This is a genomic window from Pseudomonas sp. NPDC089741, assembly GCF_044748825.1.
Lineage (GTDB): Bacteria > Pseudomonadota > Gammaproteobacteria > Pseudomonadales > Pseudomonadaceae > Aquipseudomonas > Aquipseudomonas helmanticensis.
Genome location: NZ_JBIVGT010000048.1, coordinates 11238 through 29346 on the forward strand (window position 1 = coordinate 11238; position 18109 = coordinate 29346).

Below are 18109 nucleotides of genomic sequence, written 5' to 3' on the forward strand. Positions count from 1 at the left end.
TTCAGAAGAAATGCGATCAACTGTAGGAGTGAGCCTGCTCGCGATGAGGCCAGCCCAGATAATCGAGAACTACTGCGCAGCCCGCGCCGGCAACAGTTTCAAGGTACTGCGCGTATTCGCCGTTACCTCTTCCTCGCTGAAATGCGCCTGCACATACATCCCGTCGACATACGCCTCGGCCTGATCGTCATAGTGACTGTCGAACGGCACGCCACTCTGCCCGACCGGGTTGATCGTCAGGCCATGCGCCGGATCGGCGAAGTCCACCAAGCGCCGCGTCGACGGCCCATAAGTCACCGGCCACGGTGCCGGGCCGATTTTCGCCGAGAGGTTGTTCGGCACTTCGTGACTGCCCGGCGCCGTAAACGGCCCGACATTGAAGATGCGATCCAGCGGCTTCTGCTGTCCCAGCGGATGCCCGTGAGTCAGCGTGTGCGCCGCGCCCCATTGCCATCCGGCAACATCGTCGCCGAGGGTCAGTTTCAGATGCGTCATGCTCGCTGCCCACGCCGTGCGCACGACGTCGGCGCGCGTTTCTTTGGCCGGCGTGTTGCGGTTGTCCCACCATGGTGAATCAGCGTTCGCCGCCAGACGTGGCAGCGCCGAATCGATCACTCGTGTCGACAGCAGCGTGTCGAAAAAGTCATTGCCCAACTCATCACGCATCGCCGCATCGGCGAGGTCGTAGAGGAACTGGTTGAACACCGTCGCACTGACCGAATCCAGCGGATAGTCGCCCGGCCACTGCGCCAGTTGCTCGACCAGTTTCAACTGTGCCGGATCGCTGACCACTTCGCGCAGCACCGGCAGCAATGGCGCCAACACGCGCGGGCCGTAACCGGTCGCCGTGCCGAGTTGCAGTTTCTGATTGGCCTCGTTCGTCCACTTGACGCTCTTGTCGCTGAGCTGACGGTTGAGTTGCTGACCACGGTCGGCGAGGTTGTAGTAACCGGGAATCTCCATGCCGGTCGGCGACAGCGGCTGGAAGTTTGCAGAGACGATGTAGCCGCGCGCCGGGTTCTCTTCCTGCGGGTTGGCACTGAACGGGTAGAAACCGTCCTTGTCGGCCTGATTGCTGCTGCCGTCGAGTATGAACTCCGGCCTTACCCCGGCCGGGCGCTTGGGCAGCAATGCCGAGGCCCACCAGCCGATATCGCCCTTGGCATTGGCGTAAACCAGATTCAGCCCCGGTGCCTGTACTTTCGCGGCGGCAGCGCGGGCCTTGGCCAGGGTGTCAGCGCGGTTGAGCTGATAAAAACCTTCGAGGATCGGATTCGGTGTTTCGAGGAACGCCCACCACATCGCAATCGGCGTTTTGCCGGCAGCGGTGCCCAGCGCATCGTTGACGATCGGGCCGTGGGGCGACTGGCGCAGGGTCAGGGTGACGGGCGTCTGTCCCTTCACGTTGATCTGCTGTTCGGTGACGAGCATGTCGGTCCATTGGCCGCGATACCAGACCTGATTCAGGTTGTCCGGGTTGACCTTCTCGGCGATCAGATCCAGATCGTCGTTCTGGAACATGGTCAGGCTCCAGCCGAAATCGAGGTTGTGGCCGAGAAACGCAAACGGCACCAGCGCCTGATGATGGCCGTACAACTCGAAGCCCGGCGCCGACAGTTGCGCTTCGTACCACACCGATGGCACCGAGAAACGAATGTGCGGGTCACCGGCCAGCAGCGGTTTGCCGCTCTGACTGCGGCTGCCGGCAATCACCCAGGCATTGCTGCCTTCAAACTGCGGCAGGCCATTGTCGATCAGCGCCTGTTCGCTGAGGCGGGCGAGGGCGTTGAGGTCTTTCCAGTCGCCGGCGGCGAGGGCCGGTGCCGGTTTTCCGTGACCGTTGACCAGCACGCCCTTGGGCTGCCAGTCGAGGTCGAAGACATTCAGGTAATCGGCGCCGAGCTGATCGCGCACGTAGGTCAGCAGCGGCTCGGTGCGAAACGCTGCGGCAAAGCTGTAAGCCATGTAACCGGCGACGCTGATGCTGTCCTCGGCGGTAAACGGCCGTTTGGGGATGCCCAGCACGTCGAACTCGATCGGTGCGGCGTGCGTGTCCTGATACTGGTTGATGCCATCCAGATAGGCTTGCAGGCCCTTCCACGCCGGCGATTGTTTATCGAGGCTGGCGACATAACTGGCGGCTCGCTCACGGATGCGCAGGCTGCGAAACAGTTTGTCGGTGTCGAGCAGTTTTGGCCCGAGTACTTCGGCCAGTTCGCCACGGGCGAGACGACGCATGGCTTCCATCTGGAACAGTCGATCCTGGGCATGCACATAACCGAGGGCGCGGTAGAGGTCGGTTTCGTTCTCGGCACGGATGTGCGGCACGCCGCGCTCGTCGTAGCGTACGGTCACCGAACCTTGCAGGTTACGCAGTTCAACCTGACCCTGGCGCGTCGGTTGTTTGCTGTAGACATACCAGCCGACGCCGGCAAGCAGAACAACGATGAGCAAGCCAAGTACGGTGAACACGCGCTTCATGGTGACTCCTTGTGCATGCGGGATTGCCGCCCGTCGGGCTGCAAACAAGTAGCACAGACCCTCTGTGCCGTGCATCGCTGTCCGGGAAAAGTCCGGAATGCCTTACTGCGTTTCCACCGGCCGCGGGCAGTAGCAGCCCACTGCCAGGGTGTGCGTGGCGTTGACCGGGCGATCTTCAGTCAGTGCGTTGAGGATCGGTTCGATGAAGCTGTTACTGGAATTGCAGGTCAGGCCTTCGCTGTACGGACCGAAGTACGCCAGCTTGCCGCTGCGATCCCAGATCGCCACGGCCGGGCTGGCGGGGACCTGTTCGGAGCCGGGCAATACCGTGATGGTTTTCAGGTTGCTGAGCGTGGCGGGCAATTGACCGTGGCTGCCGGTTCTTTGCACGGCGAAGAACTCCACGCCTTTGCCGCTGAACTGTTCGACCATCTCGGTCAGGTGCTGTTGATTGCCGACGTTGCACGGGCACGCCGGATCCCAGAAGTGCACGAGACGAATATTGCCGGGGCCGGCGAGATCGTCGGGCAGGCGCAGCGGATCGCCGGAAAACACTGCGGTGTGCTCGCTGAACGCGCGCAGGTAACGCCCCTGAAACCAGTCATACGCGGCCCACAGCACCCCGGCGCACAAGAGCGCAAGCAGGCTGGCAAACAGTGCGGTGCGGTAGGGCGAACGCATGGTTTTCGATCCTCGAAAGGTCGGCTAGCTTGCCATGTCTGCCACTACAGATGAATATCGCAGACCGATAAAGTCTGTTTACCGTTTTGGAATTCCCGCATGCCTGCCACTTTCGACCCCGATCAAATCCGCGCCAGCCTCAAGCCCTTGGCCGAGTGGCAGCCGTTGTCGGACGAGGCCAAGGCGTACCAGCAGTTCTATAAAACCGATTTTCCCCATCGCGATGTCTGGCGTGGCATGGGTCGTTTCGACGTCGATGGCTACGAACTGGTCAGCCATTGCTGGTGGCCGGAAAAGGTCAAGGCAACGCTGTTTCTGTTGCACGGTTACTACGACCACACCGGGCTCTATCGGCATGTGATCGAGTGGGCGCTGGATCAGGACTTTGCGGTGATCGCCTGCGATTTGCCGGGCCATGGTTTGTCCAGCGGGCCACGGGCGAGCATTCGCGATTTCTCTGAATACCAGGATGTCCTGCAAGCCTTGTTCGCCGAAGCGCAGTCGATCTCGCTGCCGCAGCCGTGGCACTTGTGCGGGCAGAGCACGGGCGGGGCGATTGTGGTCGATCACGTGCTCAACCATGGCGAGGGCAGTCCGGCGCAGGGCCAGTTGATTCTGTTGGCGCCGTTGGTGCGGCCACGCGCGTGGGGCTGGTCGCAACTGAGTTATTACTTGCTCAGGCCGTTCGTCCGAGGTGTCGCGCGGCGCTTCAGCGAGAACTCGAACGATCCGGATTTCTTGCCGTTTCTGCAGGCGGATCCGTTGCAGCCGCAGCGCTTGCCGACCCAATGGGTCGGGGCGTTATCGCGCTGGATCATTCGCGTCGAACACGCGAAAAAAAGTCCGCGGCGGCCGCTGATCATTCAGGGGCAGGCGGACATGACCGTCGACTGGCAGCACAATTTGCAGGTGTTGAAATGGAAGTTCGATCGACCGCAGATTCTGCTGCTGGCCGAGGCGCGGCATCATCTGGCGAATGAGACGGAGGAGATGCGCGAGGAGTATTTCGAGTTTCTGAGCAAGCGGATCAAGGGCCGCAATCTCTAGAGCAAGATCAAAAGATCGCAGCCTTCGGCAGCTCCTACATGGATCGGTGTAGGAGCTGCCGAAGGCTGCGATCTTTTAGGGTTGCCCGACCGCAAGCCCTGCCCGAATCGCTGCCAGGGCGGCCTGGTAATAAGCCTTGCCCTCAGCCGATTCGGCAAACGTTGCAAACTCTTCCAGCTCTTCATCCGACAAATCGCGATAAACGTAGAGCAGCGTGTTGTTCATGTCCGCGCCGATCTGATCCATCAAGCGCTGACGCTGACCATTCAACATGCCCTGCGCCTGACCACCACCGAGCAGCCCCGGAATCATCGAACTCAGACTGTCCGCCGCAACGCCGGCAATCGCCAGGCTGACTTCGGCGCCAGCTTCGCGGGCCGGCAGTGCCTGGGCGAGGTGGCCGATGATCAGCAGACGGCTGTCACTGACCTGCATCTTCGGCAGGCCCTTGGCATTTTTCGCCAGTTGGTCGCGGCGGGTCGCGAGCAATTCAGCGGCGACGATTTTCTTGCCCAGTGGCGATTGAAAGAAGGTCAGCGCCGGTTTCGGATCGGCAAGCTTCTGCCGCAGTTGTGCTTCGGCGCGTTGGTCCACGGCCTGCGGAGCGAAGCGCTGGTTGCTGTTGTTGACCAGCGCCTGAAACACCGCAGGCGGCAGGCTGTTCTGATAGCGTTGCTGGGCGGCGCTCAGGGCGTCGTTGAAATGCGCACGTTGATCTGGCCAGCCGGCGACCTTGTACAACTGATCGTGGCCGTCCGCCCAAGCGGGCAAAACGCAGAACATCAACAGTGAAAAAAGCAAACGGCGCATAGGGACTCCTGTCAGCAGCGGACTATTCTCCGTGCGGTGCCGGTACTTGTCGAGAATTCGTAGCAAGCCGCCGCGTGGCTCTGTCGGATTTCTTGCCGCCGGCATACTATGCGCGCCATGCAAATATCCTCTGAACACCCGCTGCTGTTACGCATTGTCGATGACCTGGCCGAACACGGCTGGTCGCAGCAGAACATCTTCCTGCCCGCCGGTTTGACCCGCGAGCTGGCGGCCGAGTGCCGTAAACGCGAGGCCGAGGGCGAACTGGCGCCGGCAGGGGTCGGGCGCGGGCCGTTTTCAGAGGTTCGCGAGGGGATTCGCGGCGATCATATTCAGTGGATCGATCCGGGCCAGGCCGATTCCAGCGACCGTTATCTGAACCTGATGGACAGCCTGCGCGAGGCGCTCAATCGTGGTCTGTTCCTTGGCCTGGAAGACTTCGAATGTCATTTCGCGCTATATCCGCCGGGTGCGTTTTATCGCCGGCATGTCGACCGTTTTCGCGACGATGACAAGCGCATGGTGTCGGTGGTGGTCTACCTCAATGATGCCTGGCTGCCGGAGGACGGCGGTCAGTTGCGCATGTATCTTAAAGATGAGCGCGTGCATGACGTGCAGCCTACGGGCGGTTGTCTGGTGGTGTTTCTCTCTGGCGAAGTGCCGCACGAAGTGCTGCCGGCCAATCGCGAGCGTCTGTCGCTGACGGGCTGGTTCCGTCGGCGTGGCAACGAGCCGTTCTGATATGGACAAGATTCTGGTCAGCCGCTGCCTGTTGGGTCATCGCGTGCGCTACGACGGTGGCGCGAGCGGGCCGTTTGATTTGCTCGAACAGTGGATTGCCGAAGGGCGCGTGGTGCCATTGTGTCCGGAAGTCGCAGGAGGATTGCCGACGCCACGGGCGGCGGCGGAGATTCCTGGGGGGCAGGGCGGTGAAGTGCTCGATGGAATCGCTGCGGTGATCACCACCGAGGGCGAGGATGTCAGTGCGCAGTTTCTGGTGGGTGCGCGGCAGGCGCTGGCGTTGGCGCAGAAACACGGCATCCGCGTGGCAGTCCTGAAAGCCAACAGTCCATCCTGTGGAAACCTGCTGACTTATGACGGGACGTTCAGTGGCGTGAAAGTCTCCGGTGAAGGCGTAACGGCTGCACTGCTCAAACGCCATGGCGTGCAGGTTTTTAGCGAACTTGAATTGGCTGAGGCCTCGGTGGCTTTGGCTGCTTTGGACTGATCCGAAATCGTTGCCCTCACCCCAGCCCTCTCCCGAAGGGAGAGGGGGCCGACCGAGTTGTCCGGCGTCTTACATCGACCTGAAAGACCTTATCGACTATGGATTCGACACAGCCATGACCAGTCGATTTCGGATTCGGTACATCCATTTCAGGTCGGCGTATCCCTTCAGCATCCCCCATTCAGTCCCCTCTCCCTACGGGCGGTCCGACGTTTCGGGAGGGCTAGGGTGAGGGGCTTTTAAGGCTTCAACCACTTCTCGGTCAGCGCCGCCAAACGCCCATCCGCCTTGATCCGCTGCATCGCGCTCACAAGACTGGCCTGAAATGCCGGATTACCCTTCTGAAACGGTATCGCCAACTCCACCGCTGCGCTTGCTTTTGGCTTGGCGTCAGTCAGCGTCTGCACCAAGACCATCGGCTGCGGTTGTTCATCTTTCTTTGCCAGCAACTGTGAATCGACCTTGCCGTAAGGCTGGCTGAAGTCGAAACGATCCTTGAGTTCAGGTGTCAGTGCTATGTGATTGAGCGCGACGTCGTACTTGCCGCTTTCAACGCCCTGGAGCAAGTCGCTTTCGTCGGTGACGATGAAGTCGGCGCGCACATCCAGCTCGTTGGCCAACAGTTGTCCAAGCTCGACCTCGAATCCCGTGAGTTTGTCGCCGTCATCCTTGTAATTGAAGGGCGGTGTATTAGCCTCAAGGGCTATGCGCAGCTCGCCACGGTCGTTGACGTCATCAATCAGTTCGGCGTGAGCCAGAGGGCTCAAAAGGGGTAGCAGGCAGATCAGGCCAGGCAAAAAGCGCATGGTCACTCCTTTGAAATCATTAACGCGATGCTCTGAGTCAGGCTCGCTTTGCTATGGTTGTCGAGTGCCTTCGACAACGAATGGTCATGAAGTTGTCATGACCGTGCGGATTTTACGGAAAAACTGGAGAAGAAAATGAAAAGCTTTATGTCACGTGCAGCGTTGGCCGGTGTGCTGATGGGCGTTTCGGTGCTGGCCAGTGCCGCGACACCGGCACCCAAGGGTGCCGAAGTGTTCATCGTTTCTCCCGAGGACGGGGCGACTGTTTCGCAGACCTTCACCGTCAAGTTTGGCGTCAAGGACGTCGCACTGGCCCCGGCCGGTGACGTCACCAAGAACACCGGTCACCATCATCTGCTGATCGACGTCGACAAGCTGCCGGCCGCCGGCGCGCCGATTCCGAACGATGCCAACCACATGCACTTCGGCAAGGCGCAGACCCAGGCTGACATCAAACTGGCCCCGGGCAAGCACACCTTGCAGCTGGAGCTGGGCGACAGCGGCCACATGCCGTTCGATCCGCCGATCGTCTCGAAGAAAATCACCGTCAACGTCGAATAACCTTTTCGCCGTGCATGAAAAAGGGAGCCCGAAGGCTCCCTTTTTTTGTCGCTCAACGCTAAATCAGAACAACACGCGGCTACGGATAGTGCCGTTGATGTGCTGCAGCTTCTCTTGCGCCAGGTCCGAGTACTCGGCGTCGACGTCGATCACCACGTAGCCAACTTTCTCGTTGGTCTGCAGGAACTGACCGGAGATGTTGATGCCGTTTTCGGCGAAGACCTTGTTGATCTCGCTCATCACACCCGGGATGTTCTCGTGGATGTGCAGCAGGCGGTGCTTGCCAGGGTGAGCCGGCAGGGCCACTTCCGGGAAGTTCACCGACGAAACCGAAGTACCGTTGTCGCTGTACTTGACCAGTTTCTCTGCCACTTCCAGACCGATGTTGGCTTGCGCTTCGGCGGTCGAGCCACCGATGTGCGGGGTCAGGATCACGTTGTCGAGGCCACGCAGCGGGCTTTCGAACTCTTCGTCGTTGGAGCGTGGCTCCACTGGGAATACGTCGATGGCCGCGCCGATCAGGTGCTTGTCCTTGATCGCGTCCGCCAGGGCGTCCAGCTCGACCACGGTACCGCGCGCAGCGTTGATCAGGATGCCGCCCTTCTTGATGGCGCGGATTTCCTTCTCGCCGATCATCCACTGGGTCGCAGCGGTTTCCGGAACGTGCAGGGTGACGATGTCGGACATGCCCAGCAGCTCGGTCAGGTTACCGACCTGAGTGGCGTTGCCCAGCGGCAGCTTGGTCACGGTGTCGTAGAAATACACCTGCATGCCCAGACCTTCAGCCAGAACCGACAACTGAGTACCGATCGAGCCGTAGCCGACGATGCCGAGTTTCTTGCCACGGATCTCGAAGGAGTTGGCTGCGGATTTGATCCAGCCGCCACGGTGGCAGGAAGCGTTTTTCTCCGGGATGCCGCGCAGCAGCAGGATCGCTTCGGCCAGCACCAGCTCGGCAACGGAGCGGGTGTTGGAGTACGGCGCGTTGAACACGGCAATACCGCGCTCGCGGGCAGCACTCAGGTCAACCTGGTTGGTGCCGATGCAGAAACAGCCGACCGCTACCAGCTTCTTCGCGTGATCGAAGATCTCTTCGGTCAGTTGGGTGCGCGAACGAATGCCGATGAAGTGAGCGTCAGCGATCTTTTCCTTGAGCTGGGCTTCCGGCAAGGAACCTGTCAGGTATTCGATGCTGGTGTAGCCCGCCGCCTTGAGGACGTCGACAGCCGATTGGTGGACGCCTTCGAGAAGAAGGAACTTGATCTTGCTCTTATCGAGAGAAGTCTTGCTCATCTGCGTAAACCTGTATCCCGGAGAAAAATGGCAGGAAATGGTCAACAGACGCTGACCCGGACGACAAGAAAGTCGTCTCCGCGGATCTGGCCTTGGGCACTGTCCTGCGGGGTCGATATGCTAGCATAGCCTCCCCGCTAAACACTCATTCCTGCGACGTGAAGCGTTCTCAGGATGACCATGAATTGTTCGAGAGTTCTGTCGATGACCAATCCTGCCCTGATTGATGAACTGAAGACCCTGGTCGAGCCTGGCAAGGTCCTGACCGACGCCGACTCCCTGAATGCGTACGGCAAGGATTGGACCAAGCACTTTGCCCCGGCGCCGAGCGCCATCGTGTTTCCCAAGACCATCGAGCAGGTGCAGGCCGTGGTCCGCTGGGCCAACACGCACAAGGTTGCGCTGGTGCCATCGGGCGGGCGCACCGGGCTTTCCGCCGCTGCCGTCGCCGCGAATGGCGAAGTGGTTGTCTCGTTCGACTACATGAATCAGATTCTCGATGTGAACCTCACTGACCGCACCGCCGTTTGTCAGCCGGGCGTGGTCACCGAGCATTTACAGAACGTCGCCGAAGAAAAGGGCCTGTATTACCCGGTCGACTTCGCCTCGGCAGGTTCCAGTCAGATTGGCGGCAACATCGGTACCAATGCCGGCGGGATCAAGGTGATTCGCTACGGCATGACCCGTAACTGGGTCGCCGGCATGAAAGTCGTCACCGGCAAGGGCGATGTGCTGGAACTGAACAAAGACCTGATCAAGAACGCCACCGGCTACGACTTGCGCCAGCTGTTCATCGGCGCTGAAGGCACCCTCGGTTTCGTCGTCGAAGCGACCATGCGCCTCGATCGTGCGCCGAAAAACCTTACCGCCATGGTCCTCGGCACCGCCGACTTCGACTCGATCATGCCGGTGCTGCACGCTTTCCAGGGCAAGCTCGACCTCACCGCATTCGAATTTTTCTCCGACAAAGCTCTGGCCAAAGTCATGGGCCGTGGCGACGTACCGGCGCCGTTCGAGACCGATTGCCCGTTCTACGCGTTGCTGGAATTTGAAGCGACGACTGAAGAAGTGGCCAACAGCGCGCTGGAAACCTTCGAACATTGCGTCGAGCAGGGTTGGGTACTGGACGGCGTGATGAGCCAGAGCGAAACCCAGCTGCACAACCTGTGGAAGCTGCGCGAATACATCTCCGAGACCATCTCGCACTGGACGCCGTACAAGAACGACATCTCGGTCACCGTCTCGAAAGTGCCGGCGTTCCTCAAGGAAATCGATGCGATCGTCGGCGAACACTACCCGGACTTCGAAATCGTCTGGTTCGGCCACATCGGCGACGGCAACCTGCACTTGAACATCCTCAAGCCGGATAACCTGAGCAAGGACGAGTTCTTCGCCAAGTGTGCGACCGTCAACAAGTGGGTGTTCGAAACCGTCGAGAAGTACAACGGTTCGATCTCCGCCGAGCACGGCGTGGGCATGACCAAGCGCGATTACTTGACCTACAGCCGCTCGCCGGTTGAGATCGAGTACATGAAAGCGGTGAAAGCGGTGTTCGACCCGAACGGCATCATGAACCCGGGCAAGATCTTCGCGGTTTGATCTGAAATCCTTGATGAATCAATGAAGGCAGGAGTCGGTAAATGAGCTATCAGCACCAGTACGTCGACGGCACACGCATCCATTTCCCGATCGGGAAAGTGGTGTGCATTGGCCGTAATTACGCCGAACACGCCAAGGAACTGGACAACCCGGTGCCTACCGAGCCGTTGCTGTTCATCAAGCCCGGCAGTTGCGTGGTCGAGCTGGAAGGCGGTTTTGCCATTCCGACCGAACGCGGTTCGGTGCACTACGAAGCGGAAATCGCCGTGTTGATCGGCAAGCCATTGTCGACCAAGCCGAGCCGTGAAGAAGTGCTCGACGCGATCTCCGGCTTCGCCCCGGCACTCGACCTGACCCTGCGCGACAAGCAGGCCGAGCTGAAAGCCAAGGGCCTGCCGTGGGAAATCGCCAAGTCGTTCGACGGCGCGGCAGTGCTTGCGCCGTTCGTGGTTGGCAGCACCTTTGCGGACCTGACCGACATCGGCATTCGCCTGACCATCAACGGCGAAGTGCGCCAGGACGGCAACAGCAGCGCGATGCTCAACCCGATCGTGCCGATGATCCAGCACATGGCCGGCTGCTTCTCGCTGCAGGCCGGTGACGTGATCCTCACCGGCACGCCGGTGGGCGTCGGCCCGCTGAATGTGGGCGACGACATCGTCCTCGAACTGGTTGGCGCGAGCAGCTTCACCAGCAGCGTGCGCTGATTAAGCATTTTTTTGTTGTGATGTGATTTTGTGGCGAGGGGATTTATCCCCGTTGGACTGCGCAGCAGTCCCAAGATCTTTGGGGCTGCTGCGCGACCCAACGGGGATAAATCCCCTCGCCACAGAGGCCTGGCCGGTATTTTTGTGTCTTGGCCCACAAACCCACAGGGCAATCCCGCCATTTGCCGTTTTTTTCACATCCTGTCTGGATAATTTCCGCAATTCTGGCGTCTGAGCCGGCCTCTTTGTGCTATTACCCATAGCCTGAATTTTCGGAACGCGTCCTTCGATGTCATCTCAAACTCAGCTCAAATCTGCTCGCCGCTCACGTTTCGCCCTGCGTTGGTACTTCTGGTTGTTGTTGGTGGTCGCTGCCGTTTATGGCCTGGCGTTCGCCATGCATTGGGATGACCGCGCGGTGCTGTGGGTGCATGAGCGCTTCGAAAGTCAGGCCGAGCAGAAGCAAAGCATCTGGCTGCCGGACTATCGCGCGGTGATCGACGCGAAGTTGTTGCCGGGCATGGAGAAGGATGAGGCCTCGGACCTTTCCTATAACCCGCAGACCAAAACCCTGTTCTCGGTGATGGGCAAAAATCCGTTCCTGGTCGAGCTGACCCTGCAGGGCGATGTGTTGCGCAAGATGCCGCTGGTGGGCTGGGTCAACCCGGAAGGTTTGACCGTGATGGAAAATGGCCTGATGGCGATCGTCGATGAGCGCGAGCACATCCTCACCATCGTCAAGGTCGACGCCAACACCCGCGAGCTGAATATCGCCGACTTCCCGAAATATGACCTCGGCCCTTCCGCCAACCAGAACAAGGCTTTCGAGGCGATTACCTGGGATCCGCGCAATCAACAATTGTTACTGGGCGAAGAGCGACCGCCAGCGCTGTTCACCTGGAAAAGCGATGGCAGCCAGATCCTCAAGGGTGACAAGCAGAAGCTGGCCAGCGACGAGCTGGATATCCGCAATCTTTCGGCACTGGCGATCGACCCGCGCACCGGCCACACCCTGGTGCTCTCGGCCGACTCGCATCTGCTGCTGGAGCTGGACGAGAAGGGCGAGCAAGTCAGCTTCATGACCTTGCTCAGTGGCTTCAATGGTTTGAAGAAAACCATTCCCCGCGCCGAAGGCGTAACCATGGACGAGGCGGGCACGCTGTACATGGTCAGCGAGCCGAACCTGTTCTATCGCTTCGAAAAACAGAGGTAGTGCCTCTGTGTAGGAGCTGCCGCAGGTTCGGGCCGCGTTCGGACGATCTTTTGACTGTCGGACGCAGAGCGTCCCCGGCTGCATTCCCACGCAGAGCGTGGGAACGATCAAATACAGGGTTGGGTTGTGGTTTGGGGCAAGTGGCCATTAAGCTTCAGTTCAGACGGGCGTGATATTTCATCCGCCTGTTCTGATTCCGAGCCCGCCCGAATGCGTCGACTTGCCCGTCCCAAACCTCTGGTCATCCTCCTGTCGGTGATGGCCCTGATCGCGTTGATTGCGATTGGCCAATATATGCGTCTGTTCGAGCGTGCCTGGTTCAACCTGCATACGCTGTGGCAGACGCAGAGCAGTGAGTCCATTGCTCTGGACCAATATCGGGTCGAGATCGAGGCGCGGGTCATCGACGGGCTGAGCGACGATGTTTCAGCATTGACCTTCGATCCGGTACGCAAAAGCCTGTTCACCGTGACCAACAAGAATGCCGAACTGGTCGAGTTGTCGCTGGAGGGCAGGATCCTGCGGCGCATCGCGCTGATCGGCTTCGGCGACCCGGAGGCCGTCGAATTCATCAGCGCCGACACCTACGTCATCACCGACGAACGCCAGCAGCGGCTGATCAAGATTCATCTGGAAAAAGACACGACCTTCCTCGATGCGGCCGACGCCGAGCAGATGACCCTCGGTGTGCACATGAGTGGCAACAAGGGGTTCGAGGGGTTGGCCTATGATTCAGTCGGCAAGCGCCTGTTCGTTGCGAAAGAGCGCGATCCGATGCTGATCTACGAAGTGCATGGCTTTCCGCACTTCAACCCGGAAAAGTCCTACGCGGTGCACGTGATCAACAACCCCAAGCGCGATGCCGGGATGTTCGTGCGCGATCTGTCGAGTTTGCAGTACGACGAGCGCAGCGGCCATTTGCTGGCGCTGTCGGATGAGTCGCGATTGATTCTGGAGCTGGATGTCGACGGGCGCCCGTTGAGTACCATGTCGATCAGTGGCGGCCGCCAGGGTTTGCAGAAAACCGTGCCGCAGGCCGAAGGCATTGCGATGGATGATGACGGGACGTTGTATCTGGTGAGCGAGCCTAACCTGTTTTACGTCTTCAAAAAACCGGCACAGCCCTAACCAACACCACAAATCAATGTAGGAGTGAGCCTGCTCGCGATAGCGGTATATCAGTCGACATTAATATCAACGGACATACCGCTATCGCGAGCAGGCTCACTCCTACAGGCTTTTCGTCTGCCCACAAGTTTGTGGGTGACTGGGCTTACTCAGCCTTGAGGGTTTTCACGCCTTCGCTGGTACCCAGCAACAACAGATCCGCCGGACGCGCCGCGAACAAACCGTTGGTGACCACGCCGACGATCGCATTGATCTGCGCTTCCAGCTCCACCGGGTTGGTGATCTGCAGGTTGAACACGTCGAGGATGATGTTGCCGTTGTCGGTCAGCACGCCTTCGCGGTACACCGGGTCGCCGCCCAGTTTTACCAATTGACGGGCGACGTGGCTGCGCGCCATCGGGATCACTTCGACCGGCAGCGGGAACTCGCCCAGTACTGGCACCAGTTTGCTGGCGTCGGCGATGCAGATGAAGGTCTTGGCCACGGCCGCGACGATCTTCTCGCGGGTCAGGGCCGCGCCGCCGCCCTTGATCAGGTTCAGGTGCGCGTCGCTTTCATCGGCGCCGTCAACGTAGAACTCCAGGTCGCTGACGGTGTTCAGCTCATACACCGGAATCCCGTGGCCCTTCAGGCGCGCGGCGGTGGCTTCGGAGCTGGCGACCGCGCCATCGAACGCGCCCTTGTGCTGGGCCAGTGCATCGATGAAGCAGTTGGCGGTGGAGCCGGTGCCGACCCCGACGATGCTCTTGTCGTCGAGTTTCGGAAGGATGAAGTCGACGGCGGCCTGAGCCACTGCCTGTTTGAGTTGATCCTGGGTCATGCGGGCTCCGGAAGCGGGCAAGGTGAGAACGGAAAGGCCGGCATTATATCCCCATGCCCGGCGAAAACTCCTGTGGCGAGGGGATTTAGCGAAACGTCGCACCGCCCCGTTCGGCGGCGCAGCCGTCGTAAAACCTGAGCTCGCGGTATTTTTGAAAGAATGCCGGGGAGCGCTTCGCACTCCAACGGGGATAAATCCCCTCGCCACAATGGTGCTCACGCAAGAATGGATTTCCAGACCTTAAAACCACCTGTTTAGTGTGGTCGACCGGGCAAAAGCCGGGTTAGACTCCTTGGCCCTGCCCAACCCGCTCAGTGATGCTTTCCGATGCTCGAACAGTACGTCAAAAAGATCCTCACCTCGCGCGTTTATGACGTTGCCGTAGAAACCCCGCTGCAGAACGCTCGCCAGCTCTCCGAGCGGCTGGGCAATGACATCTGGCTCAAGCGCGAAGACTTGCAGCCGGTGTTCTCGTTCAAGATTCGCGGCGCCTACAACAAACTGACTCAGTTGACTGACGAAGAGCGCGCCCGTGGCGTGGTCACCGCGTCGGCAGGCAACCATGCGCAGGGTCTGGCCCTGGCGGCGAAAGTGCTGGGCGTCAAAGCCACCATCGTCATGCCCAAGACCACCCCCGAGATCAAGGTCGAAGGCGTGCGTTCGCGTGGCGGCAAAGTGGTGCTGCATGGCGACTCGTTCCCGGAAGCCCTGGCCTACTCGCTGAAACTGGTCGACGAAAAAGGCTACGTGTACATCCACCCGTACGACGATCCGCACACCATCGCCGGGCAGGGCACCGTGGCGATGGAAATTCTGCGCCAACACCCGCAGCCGCTGGACGCGATTTTCGTTCCGGTCGGCGGCGGCGGTCTGATCGCCGGTATCGCTGCTTACGTGAAATACCTGCGACCGGACATCAAAGTCATCGGCGTCGAGCCAGACGATTCCAACTGCCTGCAAGCCGCGATGGCTGCCGGCGAGCGTGTGGTGCTGCCGACCGTGGGCATTTTTGCCGACGGCGTAGCGGTGGCGCAGATTGGCCAGCACACCTTCGACATCTGCAAAGACCATGTCGACGAAGTGATCACCGTCAGCACTGACGAGATATGTGCAGCTATCAAGGATATCTACGACGATACCCGCTCGATCACCGAACCTGCCGGCGCGTTGGGCGTGGCCGGGATCAAGAAATACGTCGAACAACGCGGTGTCAGCGGCCAGACTTTCGTTGCCATCGACTCCGGTGCCAACGTCAACTTCGACCGCTTGCGCCACGTTGCCGAGCGCGCCGAACTGGGTGAGGGCCGCGAAGCGATCATCGCCGTGACCATCCCCGAGAAGGCCGGCAGCTTCAAGGCGTTCTGCGAAGCCATCGGCAAGCGCCAGATCACCGAATTCAACTACCGCTACAACACCGGCAGCGAAGCGCACATCTTCGTTGGCGTGCAGACTCACCCGGAAAACGATCCGCGCAGTGCGTTGCTGGCGAGCCTGACCGAGCAGGGCTTCCCGGTACTCGACCTGACCGACAACGAACTGGCCAAGTTGCACATCCGCCACATGGTCGGCGGCCGCGCGGCGCAGGTGGTCGATGAAGTGGTGTTCCGCTTCGAGTTCCCGGAACGTCCGGGGGCGCTGTTCAACTTCCTTAATAAGCTCGGTGGGCGCTGGAACATCTCGATGTTCCACTACCGTAACCACGGCGCCGCCGATGGCCGTGTGGTCGCCGGCCTGCAAGTGCCGCACGACGAGCGTCATCTGGTGCCGGCGGCGCTTGAGGAAATCGGTTATCCATACTGGGACGAAAGCGAGAACCCGGCCTATCAGCTGTTTCTTGGCTGAGCGGCTACGCTGATGGGCAAGCCATAAGGAATTTTGACAATGGAAACGTTAACGGCCCTGAAAATGGCGCACGTGGTCGCAACCGTTATCTTGCTGACCAGTGCGCTGGGCCTGGGCATCTGGGTTTTTCTGGCAAAACGCAAAGGTGACGCGTCGGCGGGCAGTCGCACGTTGCAGCGGCCACGGCTGTTTGTCTGGCTGTTGATGGGCCTGGCATTGCTGAGCATGCCGTTCACCGGTTGGGCGATGGTACATCTGGTCGGTTGGCCGCTGGGGCAGACGTGGATTTTGGCGTCGAGCGTGCTCTACACCGTGGCGGCGCTGGCGTGGTTGTGGTTGCTGGTGCGTTTGAATCGGTTGCGCAAGGCGCCGGGCGGGGTGGGCAAGTTCAGCTTTGCTTTGGCGTTGTTCAGTTTTGTGTGTTTTGTGGCGATTGCCGGGTTGATGGGTGCCAAACCGGTGTGAAGCGAAAAGATCGCAGCCTGCGGCAGCTCCTACAGGGGATTTTTGTCGATCACAAAAATGTGGTCTGACACCGAACCTGTAGGAGCTGCCGAAGGCTGCGATCTTTTGATCTTCAGCCGCGCAGAGAAATCACCGGCCAGCCACGCTTCTCGGCCTCAGCCCGTAGATTCGGGTCCGGATCGACAGCGACCGGATTTGCCACCTGCTCCAGCAACGGCAAGTCATTCATCGAATCGCTATAGAAATAGCTGTCGTCCAACGAATACCCGGTCTCTTCCAGCCAACGATTCAGGCGCGTCACCTTGCCATCGCGAAAGCATGGAATATCAGTGCTGCGCCCGCTGTAGCGGCCATCGACCATTTCACACTCAGTGGCGATCAGGGTTTCAACGCCCAGTCGCACAGCAATCGGCGCGGTGACGAAGCGGTTGGTCGCGGTGATGATCACCAGTTTGTCACCGGCGTCGCGGTGCTTTTTCAGCAGCTCCAGCGCTTTGGGCAGCATGATCGGCTCGATGCAGTCGCGCATGTAATCGCTATGCCATTGATCGAGCACGGCCATTTCGGTGCGGCCGAGAATCTCCAGGCAGAAGTTCAGATACGCGGCGTTATCCAGTTTGCCGGCCAGGTAATCCTGATAGAACTCGTCGTTGCGCGCTTTGTACGCAATCGGGTCGAGGAAGCCGCGTTCACACAGATAGTCGCCCCAGGCGTGATCGCTGTCGCCGCCCAGAAGGGTGTTGTCCAAATCGAAGAGTGCCAGGCGCATTGCAGTTACCCGCTGATAAGTCTGTAAAAAGGCGACAAGAATACGGTCTTTTCACAAGAGTGCACATAAGGTAGGAAGCTTCGTTGCCGCCTTATCAACCTTTGTGGAACAATGCGGCGACATGCGTTTGCGAGGTTGTTGCCGTGATCGACCCCGATGGTTTCCGCCCCAATGTCGGGATCATTCTGACGAATGACGCCGGCCAGGTGCTATGGGCTCGCCGTATCAATCAAGATGCCTGGCAGTTTCCGCAAGGGGGAATCAACCCTGAAGAGACGCCGGAAGACGCCTTGTACCGCGAGCTGAACGAAGAAGTTGGCCTGGAACGTGAAGATGTTGAAATACTGGCCTGTACTCGAGGCTGGTTGCGCTATCGTTTGCCGCAACGTCTGGTGCGTACGCACAGCCAACCGCTGTGCATCGGCCAGAAACAGAAATGGTTTCTCCTGCGCCTGATCTCCAACGAGCAGCGGGTGCGGATGGATTTGACCGGTAAACCGGAGTTCGATGGCTGGCGCTGGGTCAGCTATTGGTATCCGTTGGGCCAGGTGGTGACATTCAAGCGCGAGGTGTATCGCCGCGCCCTCAAAGAGCTTGCCCCGCGCCTTTTAGCGCGCGACTGACGACGGAGTTCGACCCCGAGCCATGCTCACTACGCT

At 59.8% G+C, this 18109-nt stretch carries 18 protein-coding genes; 11 read left to right on the plus strand and 7 right to left on the minus strand.

What is annotated here, in order from left to right:
• Positions 1-69: 69 nt before the first annotated feature.
• Together ACIPZE_RS27400 and ACIPZE_RS27405 are read right to left on the minus strand one after the other, a co-directional pair.
• Positions 70-2481 (minus strand): penicillin acylase family protein, encoded by a 2412-nt coding sequence (locus ACIPZE_RS27400; protein WP_400776513.1) that lies wholly within the window; start codon positions 2479-2481, stop codon positions 70-72.
• Between the two features lie 102 nt (positions 2482-2583).
• A complete protein-coding gene (locus ACIPZE_RS27405) occupies positions 2584-3162 on the minus strand; it encodes a DUF6436 domain-containing protein (RefSeq protein WP_400776515.1) in 579 nt (192 codons plus the stop codon).
• 99 nt (positions 3163-3261) lie between these two features.
• On the opposite strand from ACIPZE_RS27405, the gene ACIPZE_RS27410 reads away from it, so the two are divergent.
• A complete protein-coding gene (locus ACIPZE_RS27410; RefSeq protein WP_283438431.1) occupies positions 3262-4209 on the plus strand; it encodes an alpha/beta hydrolase in 948 nt (315 codons plus the stop codon).
• A gap of 75 nt (positions 4210-4284) precedes the next feature.
• Here ACIPZE_RS27410 and ACIPZE_RS27415 read toward each other — a convergent pair whose 3' ends face one another.
• Complete coding sequence (locus tag ACIPZE_RS27415; RefSeq protein WP_283438432.1) at positions 4285-5019, minus strand: DUF2059 domain-containing protein; 735 nt, start codon at positions 5017-5019, stop codon at positions 4285-4287.
• Positions 5020-5127: 108 nt separating this feature from the next.
• On the opposite strand from ACIPZE_RS27415, the gene ACIPZE_RS27420 reads away from it, so the two are divergent.
• The gene (locus tag ACIPZE_RS27420; RefSeq protein WP_400776517.1) at positions 5128-5760 is read left to right on the plus strand and encodes a 2OG-Fe(II) oxygenase; all 633 of its coding nucleotides are present in this window, start codon (positions 5128-5130) and stop codon (positions 5758-5760) included.
• A gap of 1 nt (position 5761) precedes the next feature.
• A complete protein-coding gene (locus tag ACIPZE_RS27425; protein WP_283438434.1) occupies positions 5762-6247 on the plus strand; it encodes a DUF523 domain-containing protein in 486 nt (161 codons plus the stop codon).
• Positions 6248-6486: 239 nt separating this feature from the next.
• Here ACIPZE_RS27425 and ACIPZE_RS27430 read toward each other — a convergent pair whose 3' ends face one another.
• Complete coding sequence (locus ACIPZE_RS27430) at positions 6487-7053, minus strand: transporter substrate-binding domain-containing protein (RefSeq protein WP_400776518.1); 567 nt, start codon at positions 7051-7053, stop codon at positions 6487-6489.
• Between the two features lie 135 nt (positions 7054-7188).
• Here ACIPZE_RS27430 and ACIPZE_RS27435 point away from each other — a divergent pair, with 135 nt between their 5' ends.
• Complete coding sequence (locus ACIPZE_RS27435) at positions 7189-7614, plus strand: DUF4399 domain-containing protein (protein ID WP_129395958.1); 426 nt, start codon at positions 7189-7191, stop codon at positions 7612-7614.
• 63 nt (positions 7615-7677) lie between these two features.
• Here the strand turns inward: ACIPZE_RS27435 and serA are convergent, their stop codons facing one another.
• Positions 7678-8907: a phosphoglycerate dehydrogenase gene (gene serA / locus ACIPZE_RS27440; RefSeq protein WP_053124806.1), complete on the minus strand. Its 1230-nt coding sequence runs from the start codon at positions 8905-8907 to the stop codon at positions 7678-7680.
• Between the two features lie 204 nt (positions 8908-9111).
• Here serA and ACIPZE_RS27445 point away from each other — a divergent pair, with 204 nt between their 5' ends.
• The 4 genes from ACIPZE_RS27445 to ACIPZE_RS27460 all read left to right on the plus strand — a co-directional run bounded on the left by ACIPZE_RS27445 (position 9112) and on the right by ACIPZE_RS27460 (position 13554).
• On the plus strand, positions 9112-10506 hold the full coding sequence (locus ACIPZE_RS27445; protein WP_283438436.1) for an FAD-binding oxidoreductase: 1395 nt from the start codon (positions 9112-9114) through the stop codon (positions 10504-10506).
• A gap of 41 nt (positions 10507-10547) precedes the next feature.
• Positions 10548-11213 carry a fumarylacetoacetate hydrolase family protein gene (locus ACIPZE_RS27450; RefSeq protein WP_007913879.1) on the plus strand — a complete coding sequence of 222 codons (666 nt, stop codon included), beginning with the start codon at positions 10548-10550 and terminating at the stop codon, positions 11211-11213.
• A 289-nt stretch (positions 11214-11502) separates the two neighbouring features.
• Positions 11503-12426 (plus strand): SdiA-regulated domain-containing protein, encoded by a 924-nt coding sequence (locus ACIPZE_RS27455; protein WP_283438437.1) that lies wholly within the window; start codon positions 11503-11505, stop codon positions 12424-12426.
• 210 nt (positions 12427-12636) lie between these two features.
• Complete coding sequence (locus ACIPZE_RS27460) at positions 12637-13554, plus strand: SdiA-regulated domain-containing protein (protein WP_400776523.1); 918 nt, start codon at positions 12637-12639, stop codon at positions 13552-13554.
• Positions 13555-13699: 145 nt separating this feature from the next.
• Here the strand turns inward: ACIPZE_RS27460 and rpiA are convergent, their stop codons facing one another.
• Entirely contained in the window at positions 13700-14374 is a 675-nt protein-coding gene (gene rpiA / locus ACIPZE_RS27465; RefSeq protein ID WP_007913886.1) for a ribose-5-phosphate isomerase RpiA, read from the minus strand.
• 327 nt (positions 14375-14701) lie between these two features.
• Here rpiA and ilvA point away from each other — a divergent pair, with 327 nt between their 5' ends.
• A complete protein-coding gene (ilvA, locus tag ACIPZE_RS27470) occupies positions 14702-16216 on the plus strand; it encodes a threonine ammonia-lyase, biosynthetic (protein WP_400776525.1) in 1515 nt (504 codons plus the stop codon).
• 39 nt (positions 16217-16255) lie between these two features.
• Entirely contained in the window at positions 16256-16681 is a 426-nt protein-coding gene (locus ACIPZE_RS27475; RefSeq protein ID WP_400776528.1) for a DUF2269 domain-containing protein, read from the plus strand.
• A gap of 112 nt (positions 16682-16793) precedes the next feature.
• Here the strand turns inward: ACIPZE_RS27475 and ACIPZE_RS27480 are convergent, their stop codons facing one another.
• Positions 16794-17450 carry an HAD family phosphatase gene (locus ACIPZE_RS27480; RefSeq protein ID WP_283438440.1) on the minus strand — a complete coding sequence of 219 codons (657 nt, stop codon included), beginning with the start codon at positions 17448-17450 and terminating at the stop codon, positions 16794-16796.
• A 143-nt stretch (positions 17451-17593) separates the two neighbouring features.
• On the opposite strand from ACIPZE_RS27480, the gene ACIPZE_RS27485 reads away from it, so the two are divergent.
• Positions 17594-18073 carry an RNA pyrophosphohydrolase gene (locus ACIPZE_RS27485; RefSeq protein ID WP_003229203.1) on the plus strand — a complete coding sequence of 160 codons (480 nt, stop codon included), beginning with the start codon at positions 17594-17596 and terminating at the stop codon, positions 18071-18073.
• The last annotated feature ends 36 nt before the right edge of the window (positions 18074-18109 follow it).

Coding starts and splice junctions, on each gene's coding strand:
- ACIPZE_RS27400 (WP_400776513.1), bottom strand. CDS start 2,481: ATGAAGCGCGTGTTCACCGTACTTGGCTTGCTCATCGTTGTTCTGCTT.
- ACIPZE_RS27405 (WP_400776515.1), bottom strand. CDS start 3,162: ATGCGTTCGCCCTACCGCACCGCACTGTTTGCCAGCCTGCTTGCGCTC.
- ACIPZE_RS27410 (WP_283438431.1), top strand. CDS start 3,262: ATGCCTGCCACTTTCGACCCCGATCAAATCCGCGCCAGCCTCAAGCCC.
- ACIPZE_RS27415 (WP_283438432.1), bottom strand. CDS start 5,019: ATGCGCCGTTTGCTTTTTTCACTGTTGATGTTCTGCGTTTTGCCCGCT.
- ACIPZE_RS27420 (WP_400776517.1), top strand. CDS start 5,128: ATGCGCGCCATGCAAATATCCTCTGAACACCCGCTGCTGTTACGCATT.
- ACIPZE_RS27425 (WP_283438434.1), top strand. CDS start 5,762: ATGGACAAGATTCTGGTCAGCCGCTGCCTGTTGGGTCATCGCGTGCGC.
- ACIPZE_RS27430 (WP_400776518.1), bottom strand. CDS start 7,053: ATGCGCTTTTTGCCTGGCCTGATCTGCCTGCTACCCCTTTTGAGCCCT.
- ACIPZE_RS27435 (WP_129395958.1), top strand. CDS start 7,189: ATGAAAAGCTTTATGTCACGTGCAGCGTTGGCCGGTGTGCTGATGGGC.
- serA (WP_053124806.1), bottom strand. CDS start 8,907: ATGAGCAAGACTTCTCTCGATAAGAGCAAGATCAAGTTCCTTCTTCTC.
- ACIPZE_RS27445 (WP_283438436.1), top strand. CDS start 9,112: ATGACCAATCCTGCCCTGATTGATGAACTGAAGACCCTGGTCGAGCCT.
- ACIPZE_RS27450 (WP_007913879.1), top strand. CDS start 10,548: ATGAGCTATCAGCACCAGTACGTCGACGGCACACGCATCCATTTCCCG.
- ACIPZE_RS27455 (WP_283438437.1), top strand. CDS start 11,503: ATGTCATCTCAAACTCAGCTCAAATCTGCTCGCCGCTCACGTTTCGCC.
- ACIPZE_RS27460 (WP_400776523.1), top strand. CDS start 12,637: ATGCGTCGACTTGCCCGTCCCAAACCTCTGGTCATCCTCCTGTCGGTG.
- rpiA (WP_007913886.1), bottom strand. CDS start 14,374: ATGACCCAGGATCAACTCAAACAGGCAGTGGCTCAGGCCGCCGTCGAC.
- ilvA (WP_400776525.1), top strand. CDS start 14,702: ATGCTCGAACAGTACGTCAAAAAGATCCTCACCTCGCGCGTTTATGAC.
- ACIPZE_RS27475 (WP_400776528.1), top strand. CDS start 16,256: ATGGAAACGTTAACGGCCCTGAAAATGGCGCACGTGGTCGCAACCGTT.
- ACIPZE_RS27480 (WP_283438440.1), bottom strand. CDS start 17,450: ATGCGCCTGGCACTCTTCGATTTGGACAACACCCTTCTGGGCGGCGAC.